A 6,316-nucleotide genomic window follows, 5' to 3' on the forward strand; every position below is an offset into this window, starting at 1 on the left:
AACAGGACCACATGTAATGACAAGCAAGAATAAAAATAACTCGGTTGAACCTGAAATAATTCCTCAATCACAACAAGAGGATAAAAAAGATATCAAAGAGGAGTCGGTAAAAGAAACAATAACAAGTAACGCCAAATCCAAGAAAGCAATCCAGCATGGTACAAGGCTTGGCCTCCTAGCCATCGCTCTGTCCATATTATTGCCAAGTGGCGTTTTTTTATATGTAGAACATCAGAGCGCTCAATATCATACACAAATCAGCACCTTAAAAACTGAATTACAGCAGGCTAAAACATCAATAAAGCAAGAGATCCTTGCTAGTAAAGCAACTGCAGAATCAAACACAGAAGCAGCCTATCACAAAGCTGAAACTCGTTTAGCTCAGCAGCAAAGAAGCATTGATAGCTTGCAATTGGCATTGGCTGATGTAAAAGGTCGACGGCCTGACGACTGGTTACTTGCAGAATCCGATTACCTAGTAAAATTGGCTGGCCGTAAGTTATTCCTAGAACACGATGCTGTTAGTGCAACTGAGCTTATGGAAAGTGCAGACCAACGTATTGCAACACTTAATGATCCTAGCTTAGTACCACTTCGTCAATCTCTGGCAAATGACATAATGAAGTTGAAAGCCATTCCGATAATCGATAGAGATGGCTTGGTATTAAGGATTACTGCATTACAGCAACAAGTAGACAATCTACCCCTGGCTAATGCTATTCTTCCGGGTTCTGCAAAAAAACAGCAGCCTGACGTCTCAAAAGATATCCATGATTGGAAAAGCAACCTAACCACATCACTTAAAGACTTTTCGCAAAATTTTATTACATTCCGCGTCCGAGATGGCAATGTTATCCCTCTACTTTCACCACAGCAGCATTTTTATCTGAAAGAAAATATCAAGTCTAAGCTTGAGACGGCCATCAAAGCCGTTTACATAGAACAGCAAGAGGTCTATTCAATAGCTTTGGCCACTGCTGACACATGGTCCATTACTTTCTTCAATCAGGACTCCAAAACCGTTACTGAATTTAATAACGCACTCGAGCAGTTGAGCAAACAAAATATCCAGGTGGATTACCCGGTTAGGCTAGAAACTCAGCAGGTTCTGTCAGATGTGATCCGTGGGCGCCTCCGCCGAGAAGTAACCACGTTGATAACGGAGGATAAATAATGTTTAGACTGGCTTTTCTTTTCGTTATTTTAGGCTCAGGACTTTTCGTAGGGACACAATACACAGGACAGCAAGGGTATGTTCTGATTTCCATCGCAGGTAAGACCATAGAGATGAGTGTAACAACACTAATTATCTTAGTTCTTGCTGGTATAGCTACACTCTTTGGCTTGGAATTTCTGATAAAAAAAACACTATATACTAGCTTTGCAACTTGGAATTATTTCTCAGTTCGAAAAATAAGGCGAGCCCGTAGGTTTACTAATGAAGGTATAATAAAGCTACTTGAGGGTGATTTTACATCAGCAGAGAAAAAAGTAATACGCTGGGCTAACCATCATGATATGCCCCTCTTGTGCTATCTAGTTGCATCTGAAGCTGCTCATGGAATGGGCGATGACCAAAAACAAGAGCAGTATCTAAAGCTCGCTTCAGAACAAGAAAACTCACAGCTAGCTGTTGCTCTCACGTGCGCAAAACAGCAAGTCGCAGAAAAAAAATTCAGTGCGGCTTTTGAAACTCTTTGTGAATTAAAGTCAAATCAACCCAATAATCGAGTTGCCCTTACCTTACTCAAAACAATACATATTGAACTTAATATGTGGCAACCGTTGCTTGACAGCTTATCTGATTTAGAAAAAAGCAATATCATATCAAAAGAAGAGCGCACGCTTCTCACCCGTCAGGCTCAATGCGGATTACTTGAACAAATATCACAGCAACAAGGCAGCGACAGTGTGACTTCATACTGGAACAACTTACCACGTAAGTTAAAAAACGATACTCATCTGGTTGAATTCTTTGCTAAACAACTTATATCTCGTAAGTCCGACAGTACTGCCTTTACTCTAGTAAAAGAACATTTGAAGAAATATCCTAACAACAGTCTTTATACGTTGTTACCGGATATGAACTTATCAGATCCCCACCCGATCATGAAATTTCTAGATGATGTTTTAAAAAAAGATGCTGATAACGCTTCTGCACATAGTGCTCTTGCACAATTTCACTTAAGAAAGGGAAATTGGTCTAAAGCACAACAACACCTTGAGAAAGCATTATCAATTCGTTCTAGCTTATCTGACTACGCCTATCTAGCTGACGCCCTAGAGAAACAAAATATGCCCCAAGCAGCCCGAGAAGTCTCTAAAAAAGCACTCACATTAATACAAGCTTAATTCTATTTATCTAAGATGATTTCAGCCGACCGTATGGCCGGCTTTTTGTACTAAATGTAATTAATTTAGTTCAGCGAGAAAAAGGTAGAAACATTGACTATGTATACAGAAACGGTCGTCTAAGTGCAGAAAAACGATGCTTTCTCAAACTCCCTATGCCCTTAAAGCTCAAAGGCGACTTTAAACATAAAAGAGTACATGCAAGCTTTAGGTTTTATATGAAAGATACAAAAAACCCCAGCATTGCTGCTGGGGTTGAGAAAACTTTGTGAATTTGACAGGGTTAAAACCCTTACCACCGGCGTTACAGGCCGGTCTCCATACCAACTGAACTACCGCTCCACATTGGTTAGACTCTACGTCTAAATTTAAAAGCCTGGCGATGTCCTACTCTCACATGGGGAAACCCCACACTACCATCGGCGCTATTGTGTTTCACTTCTGAGTTCGACATGGAATCAGGTGGGTCCACAACGCTATGGTCGCCAAGCAAAATTTTTTTGGTGCTGATACCCAGACTCGAACTGGGGACCTCATCCTTACCAAGGATGCGCTCTACCACCTGAGCTATATCAGCGCAGTATTATCCAAGACAGTTATCTCAGATAAGGTAATTTGAAGCCTGGCGATGTCCTACTCTCACATGGGGAGACCCCACACTACCATCGGCGCTATTGTGTTTCACTTCTGAGTTCGGCATGGAATCAGGTGGGTCCACAACGCTATGGTCGCCAAGCAAATTAGGTGACCCGCTGCGCACTCGCAACCGGTCAAAATCTGGAAAGCTGCTTGCTCTCTAAAGAGCGTTCTCTACACATTCAATGTTCTTTCTTTGAGTCCATCAAAACCCTTTGGGTGTTGTATGGTTAAGCCTCACGGGCAATTAGTACAGGTTAGCTCAACGCCTCACAACGCTTACACACCCTGCCTATCAACGTTCTAGTCTTGAACAACCCTTTAGGACCCTCAAGGGGTCAGGGAAGACTCATCTTAGGGCTCGCTTCGCGCTTAGATGCTTTCAGCGCTTATCGATTCCGAACTTAGCTACCGGGCAATGCCACTGGCGTGACAACCCGAACACCAGAGGTTCGTCCACTCCGGTCCTCTCGTACTAGGAGCAGCCCCCTTCAATCTTCCAACGCCCACGGCAGATAGGGACCGAACTGTCTCACGACGTTCTAAACCCAGCTCGCGTACCACTTTAAATGGCGAACAGCCATACCCTTGGGACCGACTTCAGCCCCAGGATGTGATGAGCCGACATCGAGGTGCCAAACACCGCCGTCGATATGAACTCTTGGGCGGTATCAGCCTGTTATCCCCGGAGTACCTTTTATCCGTTGAGCGATGGCCCTTCCATACAGAACCACCGGATCACTATGACCTGCTTTCGCACCTGCTCGAATTGTCATTCTCGCAGTCAAGCGGGCTTATGCCATTGCACTAACCACACGATGTCCAACCGTGTTTAGCCCACCTTCGTGCTCCTCCGTTACTCTTTGGGAGGAGACCGCCCCAGTCAAACTACCCACCAGGCACTGTCCTCAACCCCGATAAGGGGTCTAAGTTAGAACATCAAACATACAAGGGTGGTATTTCAAGGATGGCTCCATGCACACTGGCGTGCACATATCAAAGCCTCCCACCTATCCTACACATGTAGGCTCAATGTTCAGTGCCAAGCTGTAGTAAAGGTTCACGGGGTCTTTCCGTCTAGCCGCGGGTACACTGCATCTTCACAGCGATTTCAATTTCACTGAGTCTCGGGTGGAGACAGCGTGGCCATCATTACGCCATTCGTGCAGGTCGGAACTTACCCGACAAGGAATTTCGCTACCTTAGGACCGTTATAGTTACGGCCGCCGTTTACCGGGGCTTCGATCAAGAGCGTCGACCTAAGTCTAACCCCATCAATTAACCTTCCGGCACCGGGCAGGCGTCACACCGTATACGTCATCTTACGATTTTGCACAGTGCTGTGTTTTTAATAAACAGTTGCAGCCACCTGGTATCTGCGACTCCCGTTAGCTCCATCCGCGAGGGACTTCACCGACAAGAGCGTACCTTCTCCCGAAGTTACGGTACCATTTTGCCTAGTTCCTTCACCCGAGTTCTCTCAAGCGCCTTGGTATTCTCTACCCGACCACCTGTGTCGGTTTGGGGTACGATTTCTTACAATCTGAAGCTTAGAGGCTTTTCCTGGAAGCATGGCATCAATGACTTCACACCCGTAGGTGCTCGACGTCGTGTCTCAGCTTTGAAGAGAGCCGGATTTACCTAACTCTCAAGCCTACGCACTTGAACCTGGACAACCGTCGCCAGGCCCACCTAGCCTTCTCCGTCCCCCCATCGCAATTGTAAGAAGTACGGGAATATTAACCCGTTTCCCATCGACTACGCCTTTCGGCCTCGCCTTAGGGGTCGACTTACCCTGCCCCGATTAACGTTGGACAGGAACCCTTGGTCTTCCGGCGAGGGGGTTTTTCACCCCCTTTATCGTTACTCATGTCAGCATTCGCACTTCTGATACCTCCAGCATGCCTTACAGCACACCTTCAACGGCTTACAGAACGCTCCCCTACCCAATACAGTAAACTGTATTGCCGCAGCTTCGGTGTATAGCTTAGCCCCGTTACATCTTCCGCGCAGGCCGACTCGACTAGTGAGCTATTACGCTTTCTTTAAATGATGGCTGCTTCTAAGCCAACATCCTAGCTGTCTAAGCCTTCCCACATCGTTTCCCACTTAGCTATACTTTGGGACCTTAGCTGGCGGTCTGGGTTGTTTCCCTCTCCACGACGGACGTTAGCACCCGCCGTGTGTCTCCCGGATAGTACTTACTGGTATTCGGAGTTTGCAAAGGGTTGGTAAGTCGGGATGACCCCCTAGCCTTAACAGTGCTCTACCCCCAGTAGTATTCGTCCGAGGCTCTACCTAAATAGATTTCGGGGAGAACCAGCTATCTCCAGGTTTGATTGGCCTTTCACCCCTAGCCACAAGTCATCCGCTAATTTTTCAACATTAGTCGGTTCGGTCCTCCAGTTGATGTTACTCAACCTTCAACCTGCCCATGGCTAGATCACCTGGTTTCGGGTCTATATCCAGCAACTCGACGCCCAGTTAAGACTCGATTTCTCTACGGCTCCCCTAGATGGTTAACCTTGCTACTGAATATAAGTCGCTGACCCATTATACAAAAGGTACGCAGTCACACCACGAAGGTGCTCCTACTGCTTGTACGTACACGGTTTCAGGTTCTATTTCACTCCCCTCACAGGGGTTCTTTTCGCCTTTCCCTCACGGTACTGGTTCACTATCGGTCAGTCAGTAGTATTTAGCCTTGGAGGATGGTCCCCCCATATTCAGACAGGATATCACGTGTCCCGCCCTACTCGATTTCACTGAACACACGTCGTCAACTACGGGACTATCACCCTTTATTGTCAGCCTTTCCAGACTGTTCGTCTAACGCGTGTAAAGCTTAAGGGCTAATCCAATTTCGCTCGCCGCTACTTTCGGAATCTCGGTTGATTTCTTTTCCTCGGGGTACTTAGATGTTTCAGTTCCCCCGGTTCGCCTCATTAACCTATGTATTCAGTTAATGATACGTGCTTATGCACGTGGGTTTCCCCATTCAGACATCCCAGACTCAAACGGTTGTTACTACCTAATCTGGGCTTATCGCAAGTTACTACGTCTTTCATCGCCTCTGACTGCCAAGGCATCCACCGTGTACGCTTAGTCACTTAACCATACAACCCCAAAGAGTCTTGCTCGATTGGTGTTGTTAATTAAACAACCAAAGTTGCTGTCTCATTATTTGAATGAGCGAGACAGCGTTGATTTTGCCGGACTCAAATATAAACATCACAACGTATTGTGGTGTTTCCAAGAACACTTGAATGTGTGTTGGTACCTAATCATTCTTTTGTTAAAAAGAATCATTAGGATTTGAGAACTTTTA

The 6,316-nt window shown here is 45.9% G+C and carries 2 protein-coding genes, 1 tRNA gene and 3 rRNA genes; 2 read left to right on the top strand and 4 right to left on the bottom strand.

The genetic code is table 11. The features are described 5' to 3' along the window. Window positions 1–16: 16 nt before the first annotated feature. Both KO511_RS12785 and KO511_RS12790 read left to right on the top strand, forming a co-directional pair. Window positions 17–1,174, top strand: coding sequence for a uroporphyrinogen-III C-methyltransferase (locus KO511_RS12785; RefSeq protein WP_215987809.1), 1,158 nt, complete (start codon window positions 17–19; stop codon window positions 1,172–1,174). Then, window positions 1,174–2,352: a heme biosynthesis protein HemY gene (locus KO511_RS12790; protein WP_215987810.1), complete on the top strand. Its 1,179-nt coding sequence runs from the start codon at window positions 1,174–1,176 to the stop codon at window positions 2,350–2,352. Before KO511_RS12785 ends, KO511_RS12790 begins: the two co-directional genes overlap by 1 nt. 374 nt (window positions 2,353–2,726) lie before the next feature. On the opposite strand, the gene rrf (KO511_RS12795) is transcribed toward KO511_RS12790, so the two are convergent. From rrf (KO511_RS12795) to KO511_RS12810, 4 genes are all read right to left on the bottom strand, one after another. Further along, a 5S ribosomal RNA gene (gene rrf / locus KO511_RS12795) occupies window positions 2,727–2,842 on the bottom strand. An 11-nt stretch (window positions 2,843–2,853) separates the two neighbouring features. Beyond that, a tRNA-Thr gene (locus tag KO511_RS12800) sits at window positions 2,854–2,929 on the bottom strand. A 43-nt stretch (window positions 2,930–2,972) separates the two neighbouring features. Beyond that, window positions 2,973–3,088 (bottom strand): 5S ribosomal RNA (rrf, locus tag KO511_RS12805). A gap of 126 nt (window positions 3,089–3,214) precedes the next feature. Next, a 23S ribosomal RNA gene (locus tag KO511_RS12810) occupies window positions 3,215–6,104 on the bottom strand. Window positions 6,105–6,316 lie beyond the last annotated feature (212 nt).

It is taken from the genome of Vibrio hepatarius (assembly GCF_018860525.1).
GTDB lineage: Bacteria > Pseudomonadota > Gammaproteobacteria > Enterobacterales > Vibrionaceae > Vibrio > Vibrio hepatarius_B.